The organism is Paenalicyclobacillus cellulosilyticus (genome assembly GCF_014647315.1).
Classification (GTDB): Bacteria; Bacillota; Bacilli; order Alicyclobacillales; family Alicyclobacillaceae; genus Alicyclobacillus_J; species Alicyclobacillus_J cellulosilyticus.
Genome location: NZ_BMOY01000007.1, coordinates 33965 through 54537, shown reverse-complemented (window position 1 = coordinate 54537; position 20573 = coordinate 33965). Strand labels below are relative to the sequence as shown.

The 20573-nt window shown below is 61.6% G+C and carries 21 protein-coding genes and 1 pseudogene; 13 read left to right on the top strand and 9 right to left on the bottom strand.

Annotated features, from left to right (window positions below):
* Nucleotides 1-249 precede the first annotated feature (249 nt).
* Entirely contained in the window at nt 250-1401 is a 1152-nt protein-coding gene (locus tag IEX97_RS03585; RefSeq protein ID WP_188881181.1) for an oligogalacturonate lyase family protein, read from the bottom strand.
* A 181-nt stretch (nt 1402-1582) separates the two neighbouring features.
* Here IEX97_RS03585 and IEX97_RS03580 point away from each other — a divergent pair, with 181 nt between their 5' ends.
* From IEX97_RS03580 to IEX97_RS03570, 3 genes are all read left to right on the top strand, one after another.
* Nucleotides 1583-2323, top strand: a complete 741-nt coding sequence (locus IEX97_RS03580; protein WP_188881180.1) for a rhamnogalacturonan acetylesterase — start codon at nt 1583-1585, stop codon at nt 2321-2323.
* Nucleotides 2324-2355: 32 nt separating this feature from the next.
* A complete protein-coding gene (locus IEX97_RS03575; protein ID WP_188881179.1) occupies nt 2356-2763 on the top strand; it encodes a Fur family transcriptional regulator in 408 nt (135 codons plus the stop codon).
* Between the two features lie 213 nt (nt 2764-2976).
* Nucleotides 2977-4671: a glycoside hydrolase family 9 protein gene (locus IEX97_RS03570; RefSeq protein WP_188881178.1), complete on the top strand. Its 1695-nt coding sequence runs from the start codon at nt 2977-2979 to the stop codon at nt 4669-4671.
* A gap of 62 nt (nt 4672-4733) precedes the next feature.
* Here IEX97_RS03570 and IEX97_RS03565 read toward each other — a convergent pair whose 3' ends face one another.
* Nucleotides 4734-5879 carry an MFS transporter gene (locus IEX97_RS03565; RefSeq protein WP_188881177.1) on the bottom strand — a complete coding sequence of 382 codons (1146 nt, stop codon included), beginning with the start codon at nt 5877-5879 and terminating at the stop codon, nt 4734-4736.
* Nucleotides 5880-6052: 173 nt separating this feature from the next.
* On the opposite strand from IEX97_RS03565, the gene IEX97_RS03560 reads away from it, so the two are divergent.
* The gene (locus IEX97_RS03560; protein ID WP_188881208.1) at nt 6053-6667 is read left to right on the top strand and encodes a spore coat protein; all 615 of its coding nucleotides are present in this window, start codon (nt 6053-6055) and stop codon (nt 6665-6667) included.
* A gap of 8 nt (nt 6668-6675) precedes the next feature.
* Here IEX97_RS03560 and IEX97_RS13510 read toward each other — a convergent pair.
* Nucleotides 6676-6777, bottom strand: a pseudogene (locus tag IEX97_RS13510) (MBL fold metallo-hydrolase); the annotation flags it as partial.
* A 216-nt stretch (nt 6778-6993) separates the two neighbouring features.
* Here IEX97_RS13510 and IEX97_RS03555 point away from each other — a divergent pair.
* The 6 genes from IEX97_RS03555 (at nt 6994) to IEX97_RS03530 (ending at nt 13900) form a co-directional block, all read left to right on the top strand.
* Entirely contained in the window at nt 6994-8112 is a 1119-nt protein-coding gene (locus tag IEX97_RS03555; RefSeq protein WP_188881176.1) for a LacI family DNA-binding transcriptional regulator, read from the top strand.
* Nucleotides 8113-8611: 499 nt separating this feature from the next.
* Nucleotides 8612-9268 (top strand): helix-turn-helix transcriptional regulator, encoded by a 657-nt coding sequence (locus tag IEX97_RS03550; RefSeq protein ID WP_188881175.1) that lies wholly within the window; start codon nt 8612-8614, stop codon nt 9266-9268.
* A 152-nt stretch (nt 9269-9420) separates the two neighbouring features.
* Nucleotides 9421-10692, top strand: a complete 1272-nt coding sequence (locus IEX97_RS03545) for an ABC transporter substrate-binding protein (RefSeq protein WP_188881174.1) — start codon at nt 9421-9423, stop codon at nt 10690-10692.
* A 149-nt stretch (nt 10693-10841) separates the two neighbouring features.
* A complete protein-coding gene (locus IEX97_RS03540; RefSeq protein WP_229776338.1) occupies nt 10842-11726 on the top strand; it encodes a carbohydrate ABC transporter permease in 885 nt (294 codons plus the stop codon).
* Complete coding sequence (locus IEX97_RS03535) at nt 11723-12559, top strand: carbohydrate ABC transporter permease (protein WP_188881173.1); 837 nt, start codon at nt 11723-11725, stop codon at nt 12557-12559. Before IEX97_RS03540 ends, IEX97_RS03535 begins: the two co-directional genes overlap by 4 nt.
* 228 nt (nt 12560-12787) lie before the next feature.
* Entirely contained in the window at nt 12788-13900 is a 1113-nt protein-coding gene (locus IEX97_RS03530; RefSeq protein WP_188881172.1) for a small ribosomal subunit Rsm22 family protein, read from the top strand.
* 62 nt (nt 13901-13962) lie between these two features.
* On the opposite strand, the gene IEX97_RS03525 is transcribed toward IEX97_RS03530, so the two are convergent.
* On the bottom strand, nt 13963-14775 hold the full coding sequence (locus IEX97_RS03525) for a hypothetical protein (protein WP_188881171.1): 813 nt from the start codon (nt 14773-14775) through the stop codon (nt 13963-13965).
* Nucleotides 14776-14850: 75 nt separating this feature from the next.
* Nucleotides 14851-15435, bottom strand: coding sequence for a DUF4850 domain-containing protein (locus IEX97_RS03520; RefSeq protein WP_188881169.1), 585 nt, complete (start codon nt 15433-15435; stop codon nt 14851-14853).
* Nucleotides 15436-15877: 442 nt separating this feature from the next.
* On the opposite strand from IEX97_RS03520, the gene IEX97_RS03515 reads away from it, so the two are divergent.
* Nucleotides 15878-16069 carry a hypothetical protein gene (locus IEX97_RS03515; protein ID WP_188881168.1) on the top strand — a complete coding sequence of 64 codons (192 nt, stop codon included), beginning with the start codon at nt 15878-15880 and terminating at the stop codon, nt 16067-16069.
* Between the two features lie 71 nt (nt 16070-16140).
* On the opposite strand, the gene IEX97_RS03510 is transcribed toward IEX97_RS03515, so the two are convergent.
* Nucleotides 16141-16980, bottom strand: coding sequence for an aldo/keto reductase (locus IEX97_RS03510; RefSeq protein WP_188881167.1), 840 nt, complete (start codon nt 16978-16980; stop codon nt 16141-16143).
* A 454-nt stretch (nt 16981-17434) separates the two neighbouring features.
* On the opposite strand from IEX97_RS03510, the gene IEX97_RS03505 reads away from it, so the two are divergent.
* Together IEX97_RS03505 and IEX97_RS03500 are read left to right on the top strand one after the other, a co-directional pair.
* Nucleotides 17435-17968 (top strand): peroxiredoxin, encoded by a 534-nt coding sequence (locus IEX97_RS03505; protein WP_188881166.1) that lies wholly within the window; start codon nt 17435-17437, stop codon nt 17966-17968.
* A gap of 13 nt (nt 17969-17981) precedes the next feature.
* Entirely contained in the window at nt 17982-18449 is a 468-nt protein-coding gene (locus IEX97_RS03500; protein WP_188881165.1) for a TlpA family protein disulfide reductase, read from the top strand.
* Nucleotides 18450-18585: 136 nt separating this feature from the next.
* On the opposite strand, the gene IEX97_RS03495 is transcribed toward IEX97_RS03500, so the two are convergent.
* The 3 genes from IEX97_RS03495 to IEX97_RS03485 form a co-directional block, all read right to left on the bottom strand.
* The gene (locus IEX97_RS03495) at nt 18586-18909 is read right to left on the bottom strand and encodes a thioredoxin family protein (RefSeq protein WP_188881164.1); all 324 of its coding nucleotides are present in this window, start codon (nt 18907-18909) and stop codon (nt 18586-18588) included.
* Nucleotides 18910-19116: 207 nt separating this feature from the next.
* Nucleotides 19117-19308: a hypothetical protein gene (locus IEX97_RS03490; protein WP_188881163.1), complete on the bottom strand. Its 192-nt coding sequence runs from the start codon at nt 19306-19308 to the stop codon at nt 19117-19119.
* 254 nt (nt 19309-19562) lie between these two features.
* The gene (locus IEX97_RS03485) at nt 19563-20402 is read right to left on the bottom strand and encodes an arginase family protein (RefSeq protein WP_188881162.1); all 840 of its coding nucleotides are present in this window, start codon (nt 20400-20402) and stop codon (nt 19563-19565) included.
* Nucleotides 20403-20573: the final 171 nt, after the last annotated feature.

Genomic DNA, 20573 nt, shown 5'->3' with positions numbered 1-20573 from the left:
ACATACGGGATACCAAAAAGATAGAGGGTTACTACGAGACAGATTGTATATTATATACCATTATTTTATCGATTTTATTTTTTGTTCATTTATTTTCATGTACTATTATTAAAACAGAATTGATCTGTTATTGAGTGTTTTATCTCGATTTTTTTGCAAGACGTTTAGGTTTTATATACACGAGGAATGAGATCCAAACGGACCAGCGCCAAGTCACAGGTTCAGCGACAACTTCAATTTGTCGTGGAACTACGCGGTATGCGTTGGTAATACCGAAACATCCTCCGGCAGTTCAATCACATAAACATTCGCATATCCATTCCTGTCGCTGGTAAACACAAGTCTCTTACCATCCGAAGAAATCCGTGGATGTGCATGAACCTTTTGCACATGGAAGCTGCAGCGATGCTCACAAAGTACTCTTGGTTCAGAGAAACGTCCATCGTCACACCGGTACCAGATCAATAGGGTGGTCAACGGGGCGCGACCGTCCACGACAATACGAGAGAACGCATCATCGGCGTGGCTATGCCAATTACGAAAAGGGAATTCAATTTCCTCTTCTTCCGTATTGTCCGGCCGGATGCGGCCCACAAAACCGGTTCCATCCTCACGGAACCCATGATAGCCGATGAACGTTCCATCGGTTGACCAGTACTCATGGCCGACCATTTCATGCGGCTGCTTGCGCGGCCGGATCATCCATGTCTGTCCCGTTCGAACATTGAGTCCCCAAATCCGATGGTCCACCAAGTTCCATGGACCTTCGTGACAGAAGGTTAGCAGTTCCGGATTCGTCGGCGACAAGTTGACATGCCCCAACCAACAGTTGTCTTCCAAAACGACATCTGCCGGACCTCCAGCGGTAGGAATTCTTATAATCCTGGACAACGGTCTCGCTTCCATCATCTCGCGATGGCCAACGTAACCATTCGCCAGATCCACACGGAAGCGATGTGACAGGTTCTCTGTTAACGTGGTATACACGTACTGCCCGTCAGCGGAACAACTAAGTTGTCCAATGTGGAACCCATTGTCCGCTAACTCATAGAGCACTGTTTCGTCCAATGTAACCAGATCAAGTGAAATGACTTGATGGCGATGGCGGTAATACGCCTTTGTGCCTGAGGGATTCAAACACACCGCCAAATCATCCGCATCACTCTGGAGATCGGTTAGTTGAATAATCTCTCCATCCCGCAAATCGATGCTGTACAAATTGACACTGTTAAAACGATCAGAAACAAACAACAACCGCTGTCCTTCAGCGTAACAACCATTCTCCGTGAAATACAAGTGATGGTTGTGCGCCTTCCACCGCGTGAGCTGGGTGACCAAAACCCCTGTTACAGGGTCTGTGTACGAAACCCATTCAGCGGGAAAGCGGGATCCTTTCGCCATGTTTCAGCCCCTTTCCGCACGTTATTTCCACAATTCATCCTCGAATCCTCTTTGTTTATATTGTATCATTACTGCATCTAGAACGCCTATCCAAAAATTCACTTACCTGTTCCCGCATATGTATCCCCGAATCAGCACTCCAAATCCAGACACAAACATTCACGACAGGAGGGTGATGAGCATGAGCACTCGTCTCATTCATGTATTCCTGGCCGGCGATTCGACCATGGCCACATACCCACCTGAACACGCACCTATGGCAGGATGGGGCCAGATGTTCCACCACTGCTTTACCAATGCTGTGGAGATTCATAACCACGCTGTGTGCGGTCGGAGTTCGAAGAGCTTCTTAGCTGAGGGGAGATTGGAACCGATTCTCCAACAAATGCAACAGGGTGATTATCTCTTCGTTCAATTTGGTCACAACGACGCCAAACCGGATCCAGCGCGATATGCCGATCCGTTTACCACCTATCAAGAATGTCTAGCCCAGTTTCTGATTCGTTTCCGACAACAAGGAGGACAGCCCATTCTCCTGACACCAGTCGAGCGTCGATCCTTTTCCGAGGACGGTCTGTTCACTTCCACCCACGGTGATTACCCGGATGCTGCAAGCCAGTTGGCCATGCGGCTAAATGTACCCGTGATTGACTTGTGTTCCTTAAGTGCAAAACTCTATGTCCAATTGGGTAACAAACGCTCCAAGCGGCTATTTACTTGGTTGCAACCCGGCGAACACGCAAACTACCCAGAGGGTATTCAAGACAACACGCACTTCAACGAGTATGGCGCGCTCGTCATTGCAGCGCTGGTTGCAGACGCAATTCAGGAACTACAATTGCCTCTGGCAGCGTATCTGCGGACGGACCGCCCATCTCTGCCCAATATCCTTGAGCACATGACCTCATTTGGTGTAGAGTGAAGATACCGACCGTGTGGATTGGGGGGATGGCCGTGCAACCGCTGAACTTGACCGCTCCGCGCCGTGCCGTGCTCGAGGTCATCCGATCTTCCAAGAGCCATCCGACGGCGAGCGACATCATGGAGATGCTCGCCCAACGCGGGGAACGGTATGCATACGCAACCATCTACAATTCCCTCAAGTACTTGACCGATCACGGTCTGGTGCGCGAGCTGAACATCGGCAACGGCATCACCCGCTACGACGGCCGGATGGAAGATCACCAACACGTGGTCTGCGTGCGCTGCGGTGCCATCGCCGAAGCGGACGTGGACGTGCCGGATGACATCGTGCAGCGGATTGAAGCGGAGACCGGATATGTCGTGCACGGGATGGAACTTCACCTGACGGGACTGTGCCCCGCGTGCCGGCAGCAATCCGCGCCGGTACGCGGTTCTTGAAACCCATGGCAGGCTTGCTGGGACTTCAACGCTCAGCCTGCCGTGGATTTTTTATGCAGATGATGATGTTCAGCGCCCTCGTTTCCGGAAGCGGTTTCGGCACAACGCCACGCGTCCGGCACAACGCCCGCGCGCCTGCGCGCCCACGCGTCCGCGGCGCCTCGTGCGGCGATGACCGAAACCGACGAGCCTGAACCGAAAGGAGCCATCCCCTTGTCCGAATCATCCCGCATCCATGTCAACCAGATCGGCTACCTCCCCGGTCAGCGCAAGGTGGCAGCCGTGGTGGGACCCGTCAACACCCGCACGTTTTGTGTCACCGAAAGCGAAACCGGCCGCGTTGTGTTCCAAGGTGAACTCACCGGCCCCATCGCGGACGCCACCTCGGGCGATGAAGTCTGGCATGCGGACCTGACCGCCCTTTCCCAACCCGGTGCTTACCGCCTCACGGTCGACGGCGTCGGGACCTCACCGGTCATTCGCGTCGGCGCCGACGTGCTCACCGACATCACGAAAGCCGTCTTCAAGGCGTTCTACTTCCAGCGTTGCGGCATGGCGCTCGATTCGTCCCATGCCGGGCCCTGGCACCACGCCGCCTGCCACACGGCAGACGCCCGCCTCCCCAACCCGGACGGGGGTTGGCTCGATGCACGCCGGCCGCACCGCGGCGGCTGGCATGACGCGGGCGACTACGGCAAGTACACCGCACCCGGCGCCAAGGCGGTGGCCGATCTGCTCCTCGCCTACGCCTTCGCCCCTGCCCTCGGCCAGGTGTCATGGAACATCCCGGAGAGCGGACAGGGCCTCCCGGACGTGCTCGCCGAGTGCCGCTATGAGCTCCTGTGGCTGCTGCAGATGCAAGACCCTGCGACCGGAGGCGTCCACCACAAGGTGACCACAAAGCGGTTTCCCGGCCTTACCGTCATGCCGGAAGACGATACGGACGAATGGTACTTTTCGCCCATCTCGGCGACGGCCACGGCGAGTTTTGCCGCCGTGCTCGCCTTGGCGTCCCGGTTCTATCGACCCTACGACCCCGCGTTTTCCCGCCGCTGCCTGCAGGCGGCCGAACATGCATGGGCCTGGCTGGCCGCCCACCCTGAGGTGCCCGGCTTCCGCAACCCGCCCGACGTGTTCACCGGCGAGTATGGCGACCCGAACGACGCGGACGAGCGTTTCTGGGCTGCCGTCGAGCTCTACCGCACCACCGGCCGCGCCGAGTATCAGGATGCCGCGATCGCGCTCTGCAACGGACGCGTCTTCAACCCGTACGGCCTTGGCTGGGCGGACGTCGGCGGATACGGTGCCATCGCCTGCCTGTTTGCCGCCGGCCTGGAGGACGACGAAGCGGGCGGCACGCGGCTCACACCCGCACCGGCGCACGAATGGCCGTTTGCCGATGAACTCCGCGCCGGCTTCCTCGCCCTGGCGGACCACCTCGCCGGGCGAACCACGGAGAGCGGTTACCTCCATTCCCTTCGGGAAGAAGACTTCATCTGGGGCAGCAACATGGAGGCCGCTAACCGGGCGATGCACCTGTTTCTGGCGCACCGCCTGACCGGCGACGAACGGTATGCCCAAGCGGCCCGCCACCACCTCGACTATCTGCTCGGCCTGAACCCGCTCGGCCAGTGTTACGTGACCGGCTTTGGCAGCCGACCCGTGCAGCATCCCCACCACCGGCCGTCGGTCGCCGACGGCGTCGAAGCGCCGGTACCGGGCCTGCTCGCGGGCGGACCGAACCGCGGCCTGCAGGACGAGGCGGCCCGCCAGCACCTCGCAGGACGGCCGCCGGCCAAGTGTTACCTCGATCACGCAGGCAGCTATGCCACCAACGAGATCGCCATCTATTGGAATTCACCCTTGGCGTTTGCGCTGGCCGCCGCCTGGTTCACGCCGGCCGGATGACACGGTCGCAGGTTGCCAAGTTCTCCGAAGCCTGCTGCCGGCTTCTTCCCGGATCATCCTCGTCAACCTGCGGCCCGGGCGGCCTTCCGGTTCCAGTAGACTGTCCACAACGGCGCCAGGCACAGCGCCGCGATGAACACATCGTATGCGGCGCTGCCCGGCGCCAACCCGAAACAGGCCACATAGCTGAACAGCCCGACGCGGGCCATGGTGTACAACCATTCGCGGACGTAAAAACCCACCGCTGGATTGGCGTACAAACGGCCGACAGCATCGAACTGCTGCGCTGTCGTCAAATTGAAAAACAGGGGATTGGCCACACTCACCAGCAGGTTGAACGCGAGCAGGCTTCTGCCATTCGGCAGGAACAACAGGGCGGTCGCCACCGTCGCGGCTGCCGCGCCCGCCCACGCCCAGCGCTGGCGGTGAGCGTCCTGGCGGGATTTCACGCCATAGCCAATGAGCATGTTGGCGAGAAGCGTCAGACCTGCATACAGGCTGTTCAGCCATCCGGCCCCGGCGACACCACTGCCGTGGGCGTACACCATCACCCCCGCGGCGAAGGGGAGAAAGTGGAAATACCAGGCTGTGGAAAGCATCGCGAGCGCGAACGTGCCAAACCCGTGCGGGACGCACCACGCGTCCCGCAGCCGCACCCGCGGCACCTCCACGCGCGGGAAACCGAGGCAAAGCGCCAAAATCGCCAGGTACAGCAGGACGACAAGCAGGAATGCCGCTCGAAACCCGAGACGGTCCACCACGAATCCAGACACGCCCGGCATCGCCACCGCCACCAAGCTGGTCAACAAGCCCAAGCGCGCGATGGACTGTCCGCGCGCCCCCGACGAGGAAAACGCATATAGCAGCAAATTGTACGCCACATAGTAAAATCCTGATCCAATGCCCAGCATCGCCCCGACGGCGAGATCGATCCACAACCGGCTGCCGTGGCGGACGATGAGCAGCGCAAGGCTGAGCGAACCGCAGAGGGCGGAAAGCGGCAGGTTGGCACGCGGCGACCGGCCCGCCAGCTTGCTGCCCGCCGTGAAGGCGAGGATCCACGCCGCGTACATCACGGCCATGTACGCCCCGTTCACCCGCAAGGAGTGGAAATCCTGGAAGATGTAGATATTGATGAAGATGGTCGCGAACTGGGAGCTGAGAAAGTACAGCATGTTGCAAATGCCCAATCGCCGCAACGGGGTCATGCAAGCGTTCGTCCTTTCCGCAAGCGCTTCCTCACCACCGCGTATAGCCTCCTTGGCGCGCGGACACATTACCTTCGGAAGAGGTTGGACCCCCTTCCAGATACCGCGCCGCAGGGCGGGCGCACCCTATCATGTTGTCCCATATTGCCAAGGAGGCGATCCACGTGAACCAAATGATGGCCGGCAGCCAACGCTTCGGGGCGCACGAGATCATCGTCATGAACGAAGCCCTCTCCAGCAAAGCGGCTGCCATCGAGTTGGTGTCGCACCTCGCGACCCTCGCCCAGGACCCGCAGCTCAAAACCATGCTCGACCAACAGGCACATGCAATGTACAACGCGTACACACACGGTGTCAATCTGCTGCAGCAGAGCGCGGCCAGCACCCAGCACGCCGCGCCCATGACGGACGGCATGATGCAGGCAAGCCAAGCATTCCACATGAACACCGAACCGAAGCTCGGATTGCGCCAACCGAGCATGCCCGCGCCCGCGCTCAATGGCCAGATCAGCGAGCGCTCCATCTGCGGGATTGTCCTCAACCTGCACAAACAGGGTGCGGCGACGGGCATGATGCTCGCCCAGGAATGCATCGATCCCGAGTGGCGCCAGTATCTGGTGCAGGGCGCGCTCGAGTGTGACCGCATGAGCTACGAGATGTGGAACTACATGAATCAGAAAGGCTACTATCAGGTGCCGACGCTGCTTGAGAAGACCACCCAGACCATGCTCCAGCAGTTCCAAGCTCCGGCACCGCAACCGCAGATGCAGGCTGGCGCGTATCAGTGATGCCGTGTGCCGGCCACGGCGACGCCGCCATGCGTTTGCAAGGCGTCGCCCGCGCTGAGCGTCCGGTCTCTGACGTCGAGAAACGCCACGTGCCCAGGGGTATGCCCTGGGCACCTGCTCCTCTCGCCACCCCATCCACTCCGCCTCAGTATACGGATATATGGAAGGACTGTCGATCCGCTCGAACCAACCCCCATCCGCCCACAACCGGTCCGCTTAAGACAAGGAAGTGCACGTCTCATCCGTTGCCGAGCCTCCCGGACATGGCGTAGAATGGCCGCAGAGCTTCGGGCATGATGAGAAACGGACTGGGAGTGACGGTGGAAATGCCCGCGCGCACAGTGACCATGGACGACATCGCAGCCGCCGCCGGCGTATCGAAATACGCCGTGTCGAAGGCGCTTTCCGGGCAGCCCGGCGTCAGTGAGCAGACGCGGGAAAAAATCCTGCGCATCGCGGCTGAACTCGGCTACTTCAATCAACAGCGGGTCAAGCGCAAGTACCAGCGCGCGGCGGACGGTGGCCAGCCTCCCGCCCAGACGGGGTCGAAGCGCAACAAGAAATCCGTCATGGTCCTGATGTCGAACATCCGCATGCAGAGCGTGCACTCCTCGTACTGGGGCCGGATCATCGACGGCATCCACGACGCGCTTACGCAGCAAGGTCTGCCTGTGTTCATCGCGACCGACACCCTGGAAGAACACCTGGCGGAGGTGATCAACTCGCACCGGTTGTTCGGCGCGATTGTCGTCGGCGCTATCTCGTCCGCCATGCTGCTCACCGTGCGCCGGATGGACGTCCCGGTGGTCATGGTCGATCACGAAGACCCTTCGTTCCCTTGCGACACGGTGTTCGTCGACAACCTGGACGCCGCATACCGGATGACGAGCTATCTCATCGAAACGGGGCACAGGCACTTGCAATTTGTCGGCGACGCGCACTTCTCCCGCAGTTTTCAGGAGCGTTGGTTAGGATTTCGTTTGGCGCTGGAAGAACACGGCCTGGCGGTGGAGGAAGACCCGCGCCTCCAACACATCAGCCCCCTGATGGACGGGCGGGATCGCAGCGTGCTCAAGGAAGTGCTGCACGAGCGGTCGATGCGCAGTGCGGAAAACGGCACCGCGGCCGCTTGGGTGTGCGCCAACGACAAGATTGCGCTCGGGGTGCTCGACATCTGCCGCTCTCTGGACATCCGGGTACCGGAGCAACTCTCCATCACCGGCTTCGACAACATCGTGGAGGCAGAACAGGCGACACCATCCCTCACCACGGTGCATGTGCCGAAGGACGATCTCGGCCGACGGGCGGTGGAAATGCTGTTGCGCCGCGCCCAACGGCCGGACGCACCCAAAGAGCGGGTGTCTCTGCGCGCCGAATCGGTGCATCGCCAGTCGGTGGCCTCCGTGCACGCCCATGCCGAACCCGAGCCGGTCGCGGGTGGTTGACCACGACACGACCGGCCGCACCGCGGTCATGCCGTGACGGCACCTCGGCCTCCCTGCCGCGCCGCGGTCATGCCGCGACGACACCTCGGCCTCCCTGCCGCGCCGCAGTCATGCCGCGACGGCACCTCGGCCTGGTACCTGGCCTCCAACCCGCGCTGTCTGCTCCCCCTACCTGCACCCCCACCTGCACCCGCGCTGCTTCCATTCTGCGCCGCCTTGGCCCCTCCTTTTCTCACCCCAGCGCCTGAACAAACCCGCCAGAGCCCGCCCTTCGCTTACCTTCCATCATCTGGACATCCATGCGCCTCCTGCGAACCTGCCTCGCCAGCTTGGCGTTTGCATGATGTTATGCTAATATTAGCTTTGTCAACCGATTTGATTGATAATGTTTGCATCAATTTACAAGCAAGACGGTTGCCCGCCGTTGGAGCGGCGTGGAGACGGTGTTGTGGCAGGCCGCGTGCGGCCCCGCCGAACGAGCAAAGGAGGATCCGACAGCATGTCCGCGCTGAGCACCCGGCTGACGCCCCATGAAAGCGATCCCGCGCAGGCAAACGCTTCTGCTCCCTGGGTGCTTGAACTGATTCAGCACTTGGCTCGGGTCATCGAGGCGGCCCAGGCGGAGGGGGTGCCGGCATCCGATGTGGCCCGCCGCTGTTTACACGCGCTCCAAGCTGCCGCCGCAATGCATCCAATCGCCGCCGCGGCGCAACATTCACCATCCAAGATAACTCCCGTGCTGGATGAACCGTCCCCTGCGACGCAGCGGAATGCCGCCACACCGCCTTTGGCAGCGGCGCCACCGGCAGCGTCCGACCGCGTGCGCCCAGGATGCGGCAGATTCGCAGCCCAGGTCAAGGCCATCATCGAAGCGGAATACGACGCCCCGCTCACCGTCGGGGACATCGCCCGCCGACTGTACCTGAGCCCCAATTACATCAGCCGCGTGTTCAAGGCGGAGACCGGCATGACCATCATGCAGTACTTGACGCACGTCCGGGTCGAGATGGCCAAACGGCTGTTGGCCAGCGATCCATCGCTCAAAGCGTACGAGGTGGGCGAACGCGTCGGGTATCCGGACCCGGTCTATTTCAACAAGCTGTTCAAGCGGGTGGTCGGCATGACACCCCGCCAGTACCGGTTGCACGCGTCGTAACCGGCCCGGGATGGGAGCCGTGAGGTTGGGATTGGACAAGAAACTTGCACGACCTCGACATGGTGGCGCTTTCGCCTGGATTCTACCATCTCCATATGCGGGAGCGCGCAACCGCTCCATCGCGCGATCACGATGCAGAGGGGGAACCATGGATGAAAAACAAGGTTTGGGGCGGCGTGGCTGCGGGCGCCGCGGCGTTGGTCGTCGTGGGCGGCGTGTTCGTGGCGCAAACGACGCGCAACAACGCGTCGGCCAAGGACGCCATCACCGGCACCATCACCGTGTTGACCAACCGCACCGACATGCAGGCGAACGGCATGCTCAAGAAGTACGCCCAGGAGTTCGAAAAGAAGTACCCGGGCACGCACGTGCAGTGGCAGACGTTCGTCGACACGAGCACGGTGCAGGCGCAGATGAACGGCGGTGTGTACCCGGACGTGATGCTCGTGTTGCCGAACATCACCCGCGACCAACTGCCGACCTACTTTGCACCGCTCGACGACCTGGGGCTGGACAACAAGATCTACCTCAAAGACTGGGACTCGTACCAGGGTAAGGTGTACGGCATCCCGTCGTTCGCCAACGTCAACGGCATCGTGTACAACAAAGCGGCGTTCCGCAAAGCGGGCATCACGCAGCCACCCAAGACCCTGAACGAGTTTTACCAAGACTGCGCGAAGCTGAAGAAGGCCGGCATCATCCCCATCGAGATGAACTACACCGACAAGTGGCCGTTGTCCAACTGGAGCAACAGCCTGCCGGACCTCATCGCCAAGGACGCCAACTACATGAACACACTGGTCAAGTCGAATGCGCCGTTCTCGACGAACACACCGGAAGGCCAGGCACTTGCCATCGCCCGCAAGATCATCGAGAACGGTTGGGCCGAGAAAGACTGGAAGAACACCAACTGGGCCAACTCCAAGGTCCTGTTGGCCAAAGGCAAGGCAGCCATGATGTTCCTTGGCAACTGGGCGGTGCCGCAGATCATCGCGGACGGCGCGCCGAGCAAGGACGTGGGCTTCTTCCCGTTCCCGGCGTCGAACGACGGCAAGAACGTGGCCATCATGGGTCCCGACTGGTGCTACGCGGTCAACAAGCACAGCAAGCACATCGCGACCGCGAAGGCGTTCGTGAAATGGATGCTGCTTGACTCTGGATTCGCCAACTACGCGGGCGGCATCCCCATCATCAAAGGCCAGAAGTCGAACGTGCCGCAGCTGGCTGAATTCCAGAAGCTGACCTGGAAGACGCTGACCGCGGTTCCGGATTCGGACAAGCTGACCAAGCTGGAGAACGCGGCCCAGATTGACATCACCGGCGGCGGCGCGACGCAGACGGTGCTGAACGCGCCGAGCCTGCAGGCGGCGTTCAAGCAGTTGAACCAAGCGTGGGCCAACGCCAAGAGCATGCTCGGCTACTGATGGGGGCGTGCGATACCCCGCAAAGCCCGATGAACAGGCCGCAGGCGGGCCACCCGGTACGGGTTCAACCCGTGGGTGGCCCGCCCTGCATCCAACGGGTGTCGCCCGTGTGGGACGACACCTTGAGTGAAGCGAAGGAAGGTGACGTCGTGTCGTTGCACTGGAGCTACCGGACGCAGAAGGCGGTCCTCATCATCAGCTTTCTGCTCATCCCGTTGGCGCTGCTCGTCACATTCTCCATCTACCCGTTTTTCAAGCTCATCTACTACAGTTTTACGTCATGGGACGGACTGAGCCCGACGTTCACCTGGGTGGGCTTCAACAACTACGTCCAGATCTTTAAGAACCCGGCGCTGTTCGGCGCGTTCGCCCACAACTTCAGCTACTTTGTCGGCGGCATTGTCCAAAACATCTTTGCCCTCATCCTGGCTTTGGTGCTCAACTCCCGTATCCGGGCGCGCAACCTGTTTCGGACCATCCTGTTCGTGCCGTACATCCTCAACTCGGTGGCCGTGGTCTACATCTTCAAGTTCATGTACCTCGACAACGGCGCGCTCGACATCCTGCTCAACCACCTCGGCCTGTCGCACCTGGAGACCAGCTGGTTGGGCAACGACGCGGTGGTCAACTGGTCGCTGGCGTTCGTCTCCTTCTGGCAATACTTTCCGTTCAACATGGTCATCTACCTGGCGGCGCTGCAATCGCTGCCGCAGGACATGTACGAGGCGGCCAGCCTGGACGGGGCCAGCCGCTGGCAAACGCTGTGGTTCATCACGCTGCCGAACCTGAAATCCATCATCCAGATCAACCTGTTGCTCACGGTCTCCGGTGCGCTGGAGGCGTTCAACATCCCGTTTGTCATGACCAACGCCTCGCCGCCGACGGCGACGTTCTTGACGAACACGATGAACGTGGCGTTCACGTTCCATAACTTCGGCCTGGCCTCGGCGATGGCCATCGTCCTGCTCATCATCGTGTTCATCGTCATCTCCATCCAACAGTGGCTGCTTGGCGGAAGGAGGGAGGCGGCATGAAGCGGGCATGGCACGACACCGTATGGGACGTGGTGAAATACGTGTTCTTAGTGTTTTCCGTCCTCTGCGTCCTGTTTCCGCTGTACATTGCGGTGGCCAACTCGCTCAAGAGCGATCAAGACTACATCAATCTGGGCATCCTGCAGTTTCCCAGCCACCCCGCCTGGTCGAACTACGTGACCGCGTGGACGGGCGGCGCGCTCGGCAACGCGTTTTTCAACACGTTCACCATCATCGTGCTCGCGGTCATCGGCAACGTGCTTCTCGGGACCATGGTCGCCTACGTGCTCGGACGGTTCGAGTTTCCGCTCAAACGCCTGGTGCTCGGCGCGTACGTGTTCGTCATGTTCATCCCCACCATCACGACGCAGGTGGCGACGTTCGGGATCGTCAAAAACCTCGGCCTGTTCGACACCCGCTGGTCGATGGTGCTATTGTACCTGGGCGCGAGCGCGGTGCAGATCTTTATCTACTTGCAGTTCATCCGGCAGATTCCCGTCTCGTTGGATGAAGCCGCCATGCTGGAGGGCGCGTCCTATTTCCGCATCTACCGCAGCGTCATCTTGCCCTTGTTGACGCCCGCCAGTGTGACGGTGGCCATCTTGCAAACCATCGCCATTTACAACGACCTGTACTCGCCGTACCTCTATATGCCGTCGGTCAACCTCGGTGTGGTGTCGACGGCGCTGCTGCGCTTCCAAGGCCCGTATTCAGCACAGTGGAACCTCATCCTGGCGGCTTCCATCATCATCGCCATCCCGGCGGTGCTCCTCTACCTCTTCCTGCAACGCTACATCTTCGCTGGCATCGTGAACGGCGCCGTCCGCGAGTGACGGACGGCCCGCCGCTACCCTTCCCCCGCTCCCATCGCGGCGGTGAGGCGCCTTTCCCTGGCTCCGCTTGCGCTCATCCTTCGCTCCGGACCTGCATCCCCCGCCCCCATCGCGGCCAGGATGCGTCCGTGTTCGTAACCGCGGCAGCACCAAAGTCGCCGCCGCAGGCTGGGTATGGTACTGTATGTGCTATCCAAACACATGCGGGTAAACCAGGGGTGAGCCAGGATGGACCTCGACAGCCCACTGCGCACCGCCATTGACTCTGTGTTGGCGCATGTGCCGCCCTCGCGGCTGGCGCCCCACGTTCAGGCGCTTTCCCAACGGTACCGCAGCGGTTTAGGCGGCGGATGCTCGTTCATCACCTCGGAGGCCGACGCCTTGGCATACATCGCCTACCGCATGCCGGCCACCTTCGCTGCCGTGCACGCCGCGTTGCAGCAAGTCAAGGACGTCATCCCGGGTTGGACGCCGCGCAGCGTGGCCGACGTGGGTGCAGGTCCCGGCACCGCCGCCTGGGCCGCCGTGAGCGTCTGGCCCGAGGTGCAGACGGTGACATCCTACGAGCGCGATCGCGCCATGATGGCGGTGGGACAGCGCCTGGCCGTGCACAGCCCCCACCCCGCCCTGCGCGCGGCGGTGTGGCAACAGGCGGACATCGGCGCACCCGGATGGCGCGGGTCGCCGCACCAACTCGTCCTCGCATCGTACGTGCTGGGCGAGCTGGCGGACGCGGCACAGGCCGTGCTGATGGCAACCCTGTGGGAGATGGCGGAGGATGTGCTGGTGATCATCGAGCCGGGCACGCCGGCCGGCTTCGCGCGCGTTCGGAAAGCGCGCGAGTGGTTGCGCGGGCTCGGCGCCCATATCCTTGCCCCCTGCCCGCACGATGGCGCCTGCCCCCTCCCCGCGGCGGACTGGTGCCACTTCGCGGCGCGCGTCGCCCGCTCCCGTGTTCACCGGCACGTGAAACAGGGGGAACTCGCGTACGAGGATGAGAAGTTCTCGTTTCTCGCCGCCGCCAAGCCCGAGTTATGGCAGCGGTGGGCGAGATCGGCCAGCGCGGACCACGACCCTGCCGGCTCGCGGGCGCGCCCGGCGGAGAGCGGTTCAGCCGGCGGGCCGGAGCGCGCAGCGCAGGAAGGGGCAAGCGGCGGCCGCGTCCCGGCTGCGCGCCCGCCGGGACGCATTTTGCGCCACCCGCAGGTCCGATCCGGCCACATCCGCCTGCTCGTGTGCACGGCGGAAGGTCTGCGGGAGGCGGTCGTCACGCGCAAGGACAAGGCGGCGTTTCGCCGTGCCCGCGACGCCCGCTGGGGGGACGGGTGGCATGACCCGTGACGGTATGAAGGGGTGACGGTCCTTCCACCCGGGCAGGACGGTGGAGCGACGCGCAGGACGGATCAGCCTTGCCCGGGCAGCAACAGCCATCGTGCGGTGGGACCTTGGCGAAGCTCGGGCTGCATCTCCAACGTGATCGCGCGGCCGTGCAGGTGAGGCAAACGCCCTGCCGGCAACTGGACGTCCGCCTCGACCACGCCGTCCTTTCCGATTTGGATCTGCGCCTGCATCCATGGATTCGATACCTTGAGGAACCCGGCCAAGAGATCGATGTGAACGAACTTGCCCCACAGGCTTGGATCAGGCACAAAACCGGCGATGTGCAACCTTTCGCCTGGCCGGACGACTTGTCCCGACACCGGCTCCGTGAGCCAGATCCAACTCAGCCCGCCGACGTACTTGTCCCATTCGCCGGTCACGACAGGCGTCTTCGCCATGAAGGCGGACGCATCCGCCGTGTAGCCCACACCCACCATGTCGCCCACCCGGGGCGTGATGATGCCGGGCGGGATGGGCTTGGTGAACTTCACTGCAATCACTTCACCTACACGGAAGGGAAGGTTCGGATCGGGATTCTCCACCTGAGACCCCCCATTGCGGTCGACACGCAACCACATGCGCCGCAACCAGAGGAATGACTGCGGGGACCCGATGGGGGCAAAGTTGAGCCCGACGATCGTGCCGGTGACGTAGCCGCTGTGTAACGCAGGCTGGATGGACTTGGCCGCGGCATGAGAACCGCCCGCAAAGGAGGCCATGGCTATGCGGGGCACGGCTGCTATGGCGGAAAATTCCTTCCCGTGGTTGACCGTCAAGGTGACAGCGATCACGAGTCCACCCGCAAGCACCGCGAGTGCGAACGTTCTATGTAACATCCGGAGAATCCCCCTTGGAACATCGTCCCGTCTCCGTCGATCACGCTTGAACACGTCGTGTCTGGCTGGCGCCGTTCATCGCGCCCGCCCTGCCGGCACGTGCCATTGGCTGAACGCGTTCGCGAACAACCATGGTGCAAGCTGCTGGACCTGCCTGGCCGGAGCCACTACGGCCCCCTCCACGAACACCACTTCATGATGGGACGATCCGGGCTGGTAGTAAGCGAAGCCTGCGGCACGCCTGCCGTCCCGCTCTACGCCTCCCCACAGCATCAGGTACGCGTTCCACGCCACCGCACGCACCGGGAGACGTTCAAGCAGCACCGTGCCGCGCCACCCGTACTTGCGCGCTTCCGAACGCACCGAGGGGAAGTACACTGCGGCAGCGTACAAGGCACAACCGGCGCAGGCACCGGTGGAATCGAAGTCCACTTCGATGTTCCTTCCGCGCAAGCTGACGCCGTACGATCCGTCCATCCCGACTTCTGCATGGCTTTGCAACCCGCGCGGCGCGAGGATGTAGTACGAGGAACGGCCGAGCGGGAGGGCGTACGCCGCGCACGTTTTCGCCAAAGATGGCGGCAACACCACCGCCACGGTCCGCGGCAGGTGCGGTATCTGCGGCGGTGTGGATGCGTAAACAGGGTGGATGAGGACCACAGGTATCAGGCACCCTTTCTCCACCAGCCGCAGGCCTGGAAATGGGTGCCGGCCGAACCGGATTTCCACCCGGCAATATTGGGGCTAAAGACCGTGCGGCCGCAGCTTGGCTTACCACTCGAGTTGACGCCGGGAACAGTACCGCCAACGCCGCCGCCCATACGAGGCAAACTTGGATGGCGCGCATCACCATGTCATGCGACCCACCGTTTTTCCCATACGCATCCCGTCACCGGTACTCTTTCGACAACACGGCAAGTGCCAAGACAGCGACCGCCACGAACGCAATGGCAACCAACAAGCCGACGTTCATCCCGCAGCCTCTCCTTCCGCAACGCGCTTGAACGTGGGCCACTCATTCCCTGTTTGAATAGACGCATATGACGTCCGTTTTGTTTCATGCACGTTCGCAGCGATGCGCTTCGTTTCAGGGGGACCCTTCATGGGCAAGCGTGTTTCCACCGATACCCTTCGGTATAAAGAGGCCATCGAGCAGGTCATCGACGAAGAAATGATCAGGTTGGCTGCGGAACGCCAGGATGACGTAGCGGATATTCCTCTGGCTCAAGTGATTGGCGAGAAATTCAGTTTCGAAGAAATCCAAGCAGAGATGGAAAAATCACAACTGCTGTGAAACCCATGGGCGGGGCAGTCCACCTTCCGGTACGTCCACATCCCTTGCGTCTGCCCCGCCCGGATTCCTTATCAAAAATTAAAGTTATCCGGGTCGGCGCCGATGCGGCGGTTCTCGTTGAGCGCGTCAATCCGCGCCATCTCTTCCTCCGTCAGCTCGAAGTCGAAGATGTCGGCGTTCTCCCGGATGCGCTCCTTGCGCACCGACTTCGGAATGGTGACCACCTCGTTCTGCACATCCCAGCGCAACACCACCTGGGCCGGCGTCTTGCCGTGCCGCTCGGCAATTTCAACGATGGTCGGATGCCCGAGCACCTCACCGCGCATCAACGGGCTCCAGGCTTCCAGCTGGATGCCGTGATCGCGGCAAAATGCGTGCAGCGGCTTCTGAGTGAGGCGCGGGTGGTATTCCACCTGGTTGACCGCGGGAATGATGTCGCTCACCGCAAAAATGTCCTGGAGATGGTGGATCTGGAAGTTGCTCACTCCGATGGCGCGCACCCAGCCGTCTCGGTAAAGCTTCTCCAGCGCCCGCCAGGTCTCCACATATTTCCCTTTGACCGGCCAGTGGATGAGGTACAGGTCGACATAATCGAAGCCGAGGCGGCGCCGGCTCTCCTCGAAGGCTCGCAGGGTCGACTCGTACCCTTGATCGGAGTTCCAGACCTTTGTCGTGACAAATACCTCTTCGCGCGGGATGCCCGAATCGCGGATGGCTTGGCCGACACCCCGCTCGTTCCCGTAAAGCGCCGCCGTATCGATGCTGCGGTACCCCATCTCCAGCGCCCAACGGACCGCGTTTTCGACCTCTTCGCCCTCCTGCGCCTTGTAGACACCGAGTCCAAACCACGGCATCTTCACACCGTTGTTCAACGTCACGCAATCGGCAATGTTCGTAATGCGAACGCCCATGGTCAACCTCCTGCAAAAGGTTCTTCTCGTTCCCGTTCCAAGGATATCACATCGAGGGCCCAAGGAACGTGGACCTGCCCGCCTGTTTGCAAGTGTGACGGCCATGGATGCACCGCACGAATGCGCAACCATGAATCTACGCGGTTACCCCGGAATGGTTTCATCTTCCTGTGGGTATCGTGGCAGATGGGAACCTGCTTGGCCAAGCTTCACGCTCGGTACGCAGGCCCGCGCCCGCGGGCGGCGGGTGATCCCGCCGCCGGGACAATCGGGGGGTCCTGGATGAAAGGGGGGATCCATGCCTCCGTGAGAGGCTGGGTGTACCGATATTGTACACACGCTTTCCTCGAAATTGCCTTGAAAACAGCACCGTGCGTTTGAATGCGAGGATTGAATTCTGTACAATTTAGATTGGGTCTAAATCCAACCCAATCCTGGCAAGGGAGGAACCGATATGCCGCTCGTAGGTCGTCCCGCACCCGATTTCAAGATGAAGAGCACCAAGAACCTGGAAACCCTGCAGGAGACGGTGTCCCTCTCCGATTACCGCGGCAAGTGGCTGGTGCTGTTTTTCTATCCGGCCGACTTCACCTTTGTCTGCCCGACCGAGATCCGCGCCATGAACGAACGCATTCAAGAATTTCGCGATCTCGACGCCGAGGTCCTCGGTGTGAGCGTCGACAACGTGTACTCGCACCGGGCATGGATTCAGACGCCGGAGGACAAGGGCGGTCTGGGGCCGCTTTCGTTCCCGCTCGCAGCCGACATCACCAAGGAGGTCAGCCGCGCCTACGACGTGCTGATTGAGGAAGAGGGCGTGGCGCTGCGCGGTCTGTTCATCATCGATCCCGAAGGCATCCTCCGTTACCAGGTGGTGCATGAACTGAACGTCGGCCGCAGCGTCGATGAGACCCTGCGCGTGCTCGAGGCGCTGCAAACCGGGTCGATGTGCCCGGCCAACTGGACCCCGGGTCAGCCGACGCTGTGAGGAGCGAACCGGTATGCCCATGCGCCTCGGATCGCCGCTGCCGCCCCTCGACGGGGCGACCCAGTGGCTGAACACAGACCAGGGCGCGGCGGAGATTGCCGCGTCCCTCGCCGGGGCGCCGGCACTGATTCATTTCTGGGCGGTCAGCTGCCACATCTGCCACGAGACGATGCCGTCGCTCATCACCTACCGCGACGAGTTTGCCCCGCACGGCCTGAAAACCGTGGCGGTGCACATGCCGCGGCAGGAGGCAGACACGGACGTGGCGAAGGTGCAGGCGGACATCCAGCGCTACGGGATCACCCACCCCGTGGCCATCGACAACCTGCACCAGGTGGCCAAGGCGTTTCAGAACGAGTACGTGCCGGCGTTCTTCCTCTTTGATCCAGAAGGCAAGCTGTTCTTCCGCACCGCGGGCGACAAAGGGTTTGAGAAGCTGCGGCCGAAGATCCAACAACTGCTCGGCCTGGCGGAGACGTGACGCGCCGCACGTCGCGTACACCGGCGCACGTCGGGCGCATACGCGAAAAGGGGGCTTTTGCCCCCCTTTTTTTGGCTTCGTGTTCCTCACACGCCGTCTTCTCACACGCCGTCTCGGGTCTGCATCCGTTGCGCGTTCAACCGTTGTACGCCTGCTCGAGATAAGCCTCCACCTCTTCTTTGCTCTTCGCATCACGGCTGTACAGGCGGCTGACCAATTGGCCGTTCTCAAACGCCAAGAAGGTCGGAATGCCGCGGATGTCAAGCCGCTCGGACAGTTCAGGCACATGTTCGAAATTCAAGCGCGCCATTTTGAACTGGTCTTGGAAACGTGCAGCCCACGCATCCAAGTAGGGCTCTATCCGCTTGCAGTCAGGGCACCACGTGGCGTAAAACTCCACCACGGCACGCCCTTCCTGGACGAATGCCGCAAACTCCTCTTCCGTCCGCAGTTCCTGCATGTCGCTCACCACCGTCGCAGAGGTCTACCGCCATTATACCCGTACCGGCATCCGGGAGCCAGTCTGGAGCAGACCGGGAGTGCACTGGATTGGTTTATCCGATATAGGGGGAAAAAAGAAGCGGAAGACGGGCAGGCGCACCAGGCTGCGGTGCGGCGTCGGCGGTTGCACCCGCCCCGTTCACGCTGAGGGAGGGAGAAGGGGAGATCAAGCGCAGTACTTGCGCACCTCATCCGCCGGTTCTCCGAGCGCGTCCTTCCATGCGAACGGCAACCCTGAAGGCGTCAACAGATGCGTGCCTGGTACCTCTTTGTTGGGGACACCGGCCGATTGCGCCAACAAGGCTTCCTTGAGGAACTGCATCGCCATCTTCAAACCTTGCGCTACGTGCTTCGCCATGTTGCATGGCCTCCTTCCGTCCTTCTTGGCCTCATGGTACCCCCGGAAGGAGAGAACTGACAAAGTCAGCCATCCGGCATGTAAGCGAAGAACACCGCAAGTGTAAGCGTGCATCATCAGCCGTCAGGTCTCCCGTTTGCATGATCCCTTCATTTTTCTTGCGATCTCGCCTTCTTCCCGCACCCATTCTTCTTCGTGCCCTGCGCGGCGTCAAACCTGCCCCTTCGCCGGGCTCCCATCCGCCCGGCTGCGGATCATCCTGCTTTCACCGCGGCGAGAATGGCCTGGTTGGCCCGTTCGTTGTGCAAAACCGCCGTGCGGACGTGCGGTTGCCACAGTTCGGACGGTGCTGCGGGCCACTCGCCGCACACGTCAAGGCCAACCAGCGGATACTTCGTGATCAAGCGGCGCAGCCAAGCGGTGAGCGCCACGAGACGCATGCTGCCCGCATCCCAATCGGTCATGGCATCCGCGGGCGCCAGGACGTCCTTGTCGATGCTGACATAGATGGGCCATCCCCGCAGCACCCGGCGCACGCGCTGCCACAGCGCCGCCACCGGCATGCCGCTGGCGCCCAATTCCTCCTCCCAAATCACCGTCACCCGCGGGTCCAACCGCCGCGCTTCATCTTCACGGCGCGCGCCGACGATGACCACCCGTTGCAACGCAGGAAGATTTTGCAACGCCGCCCGCACCCAGTTGCCGCAGTGCAGCCACGTGTGCGGTTCCAAAGCCGTTGCCGGTCCGGCAGCCGGATCAAAGGCGAACGCCGGATTCAGGTCTGAAGCGGAAGATGGGCCAACCGCCATATCGGTGTGGTGATCGAACAAGACCAAGGCGAACGGGTCCTGGATTTCCCGCAGCAAAAGGTACGTGACATAGTGGTAGGCACCGCTGCCGATGAACGTCACGCCCCGGTAACGCCGGCGGGCGAGGCGTTCCGCAAGGATGCGGGCTGTGGATGGATCGCAGAAACCATGCGTGCCGCGCAGGTCGGTGCAGTCCAACCATTCCGCCGGCACATGGGTGCAAAGTCGTGGGGGAGCCAAAGCCTCGTCGAAGCGCAGAAACGTCACACCGTGTCCAGCGAACATCGCTGCCGCCTTCCTTCCGGAATGTTGCAAGCAGGGCATGCGCCCCTGTTCATCCGCCACTGTGCACGTTCAGCGTTCCACGTTGCTTCCTTTTTCAGTCTAGCTCGCCGGGGCGGGCGGGACAACGGTGGCCCGGGGACACCCACACAGGCTGGCGAAACCCGCCCGGGG

What these genes read in the sequence shown, in the direction of transcription:
- IEX97_RS03585 (WP_188881181.1), bottom strand. Translation starts at nt 1,401, where the DNA reads ATGGCGAAAGGATCCCGCTTTCCCGCTGAATGGGTTTCGTACACAGAC.
- IEX97_RS03580 (WP_188881180.1), top strand. Translation starts at nt 1,583, where the DNA reads ATGAGCACTCGTCTCATTCATGTATTCCTGGCCGGCGATTCGACCATG.
- IEX97_RS03565 (WP_188881177.1), bottom strand. Translation starts at nt 5,879, where the DNA reads ATGACCCCGTTGCGGCGATTGGGCATTTGCAACATGCTGTACTTTCTC.
- IEX97_RS03560 (WP_188881208.1), top strand. Translation starts at nt 6,053, where the DNA reads ATGATGGCCGGCAGCCAACGCTTCGGGGCGCACGAGATCATCGTCATG.
- IEX97_RS03555 (WP_188881176.1), top strand. Translation starts at nt 6,994, where the DNA reads ATGCCCGCGCGCACAGTGACCATGGACGACATCGCAGCCGCCGCCGGC.
- IEX97_RS03550 (WP_188881175.1), top strand. Translation starts at nt 8,612, where the DNA reads ATGTCCGCGCTGAGCACCCGGCTGACGCCCCATGAAAGCGATCCCGCG.
- IEX97_RS03545 (WP_188881174.1), top strand. Translation starts at nt 9,421, where the DNA reads ATGAAAAACAAGGTTTGGGGCGGCGTGGCTGCGGGCGCCGCGGCGTTG.
- IEX97_RS03535 (WP_188881173.1), top strand. Translation starts at nt 11,723, where the DNA reads ATGAAGCGGGCATGGCACGACACCGTATGGGACGTGGTGAAATACGTG.
- IEX97_RS03530 (WP_188881172.1), top strand. Translation starts at nt 12,788, where the DNA reads ATGGACCTCGACAGCCCACTGCGCACCGCCATTGACTCTGTGTTGGCG.
- IEX97_RS03525 (WP_188881171.1), bottom strand. Translation starts at nt 14,775, where the DNA reads ATGTTACATAGAACGTTCGCACTCGCGGTGCTTGCGGGTGGACTCGTG.
- IEX97_RS03515 (WP_188881168.1), top strand. Translation starts at nt 15,878, where the DNA reads ATGGGCAAGCGTGTTTCCACCGATACCCTTCGGTATAAAGAGGCCATC.
- IEX97_RS03510 (WP_188881167.1), bottom strand. Translation starts at nt 16,980, where the DNA reads ATGGGCGTTCGCATTACGAACATTGCCGATTGCGTGACGTTGAACAAC.
- IEX97_RS03505 (WP_188881166.1), top strand. Translation starts at nt 17,435, where the DNA reads ATGCCGCTCGTAGGTCGTCCCGCACCCGATTTCAAGATGAAGAGCACC.
- IEX97_RS03500 (WP_188881165.1), top strand. Translation starts at nt 17,982, where the DNA reads ATGCCCATGCGCCTCGGATCGCCGCTGCCGCCCCTCGACGGGGCGACC.
- IEX97_RS03495 (WP_188881164.1), bottom strand. Translation starts at nt 18,909, where the DNA reads ATGCAGGAACTGCGGACGGAAGAGGAGTTTGCGGCATTCGTCCAGGAA.
- IEX97_RS03490 (WP_188881163.1), bottom strand. Translation starts at nt 19,308, where the DNA reads ATGGCGAAGCACGTAGCGCAAGGTTTGAAGATGGCGATGCAGTTCCTC.
- IEX97_RS03485 (WP_188881162.1), bottom strand. Translation starts at nt 20,402, where the DNA reads ATGTTCGCTGGACACGGTGTGACGTTTCTGCGCTTCGACGAGGCTTTG.